At 69.8% G+C, this 1,812-nt stretch carries 3 protein-coding genes; all 3 read left to right on the top strand.

Annotated elements, in window-relative coordinates:
* The first annotated feature begins 2 nt into the window (after positions 1-2).
* The gene (locus CCN29_RS32155) at positions 3-530 is read left to right on the top strand and encodes a DUF4937 domain-containing protein (protein WP_086686057.1); all 528 of its coding nucleotides are present in this window, start codon (positions 3-5) and stop codon (positions 528-530) included.
* 109 nt (positions 531-639) lie between these two features.
* Entirely contained in the window at positions 640-1,299 is a 660-nt protein-coding gene (locus CCN29_RS32160; RefSeq protein WP_006130004.1) for a histidine phosphatase family protein, read from the top strand.
* Positions 1,300-1,352: 53 nt separating this feature from the next.
* Positions 1,353-1,812: ADP-ribosylglycohydrolase family protein (locus CCN29_RS32165; protein WP_143661442.1), on the top strand; the 460-nt coding region annotated here is incomplete at its 3' end.

The following is a 1,812-nucleotide window of genomic DNA, read 5'->3' on the forward strand; positions in this document are numbered from 1 at the left end:
TTCTGGGGGAGCCGGGGTTTCGCGCGCAGGGCGGAGGCTGGAGCCGGGGGCGGCAGGACGTGGCGCACATCTTCTCCTTCTGGGAGAGCCGCGCCTTCTACGACTCCTTCATGGCCCGGTCCCACGACCGGCTCGCCGCGTCCCAGGCCGGCACCTTCACGAACGCCGAGGTCAGGTTGTTCGACCACCGCTTCGACGTGAAGACCGGGTTCGAACCGCGCTTCACCGACGCCGACCTGATCAGGGTCGCGCTGTGCCGTGTCCACGAGGAGCGCGCCGAGCACTTCGTGCTGATGCAGGAGAAGGTGTGGAACCCGGCGATGGCCGGCTCGCCCGGCATGGTGCGGGGGCTGTTCGGCGAGGCGCCGGGCAGCGAGTACCTCGTCCTGTCGATGTGGCGCTCCGCCGCCGAACACGGCAAGTACCGCAGGGAACGCGTGGAGCGACTGGCGCTGCGGGCGCAGACCGAGGCGGACGTCGCGGCCCTCGCGGGTGACATCGTCGACATGGAGTCCGCCTGGACGGTGTGAGCCGCCGGCGCACCCGGCACCGTCCCGTGCGCGGCGAACATGTGTGACAAATGCCGTACGGGACCCGCACGAGTGCCCGTCGCGGCCTCACCCGATCTAGTGTTTTGGCATGGCACGACCACGGCGCATCGTCCTTGTCCGGCACGGTGAATCAACGGGCAATGTTGACGACACCGTTTATGAGCGCGAACCCGACCACGCCCTCGGTCTCACCGAGCGGGGCAGAAAGCAGGCCGAGGCGACGGGCGAGCGGCTCCGCGGCGTCTTCGGCCAGGAGCGGGTCAGCGTCTACGTCTCCCCGTACCGGCGGACGCTCGAGACCCTGAACGCCTTCCACCTCGAGCCCGATCTGATACGCGTCCGCGAGGAGCCCCGGCTGCGCGAACAGGACTGGGGCAACTGGCAGGACCGCGAGGACGTCCGCCTCCAGAAGGCCTACCGGGACGCCTACGGTCACTTCTTCTACCGCTTCGCCCAGGGCGAGTCCGGCGCCGACGTCTACGACCGGGTCGGCGGCTTCCTGGAGAGCCTGTTCCGCAGCTTCGAGGACCCGGACCACCCGCCGAACGTCCTCATCGTCACCCACGGTCTGGCCATGCGGCTGTTCTGCATGCGGTGGTTCCACTGGACCGTGGCGGAGTTCGAGTCGCTGTCCAACCCGGGGAACGCCGAGGTGAGGATGCTCGTCCTGGGCGAGAACGGGAAGTACACCCTGGACCGGCCCTTCGACCGCTGGCGGGACCCGGAGCCCTATCCGATCACGGGATAGCAGACGAGAATGTGCTGGAGTCGGCGAGTGCCGGATGGGAGAGTTGCGAGGCGATGACCACTGATCATTCCCCCGAGGCGCGGCTGGAGCGCGCGCTGGCGAGCCTGTGCGGCCTGTCGGTGGGGGATGCGCTCGGCTCGCAGTTCTTCGTGCCGGTGAACTACCCGCTGCTCAAGCGCCGTGAGCTGCCCGAGGGCCCCTGGCAGTGGACCGACGACACGGAGATGGCGTGTTCCGTCGTCACCGTCCTGGCCGGGCACCACCGCATCGACCAGGACGCCCTGGCCCGCTCCTTCGCCCACCGCCACGACTTCGACCGGGGGTACGGTCCCGCGGTCAACCGGCTGCTGCGCCTGGTCCGCGAGGGCGGCGACTGGCGGGAACTGTCCGCCGCGCTCTTCAACGGCCAGGGGTCGTGGGGCAACGGCGCCGCGATGCGCATCCCGCCCCTGGGCGCCTGGTACGCCGACGACCCCGAGCAGGCCACCCACCAGGCGGAGATCTCCGCCTACC

The organism is Streptomyces pseudogriseolus, from assembly GCA_002154585.1.
GTDB classification, from domain to species: Bacteria; Actinomycetota; Actinomycetes; order Streptomycetales; family Streptomycetaceae; genus Streptomyces; species Streptomyces pseudogriseolus.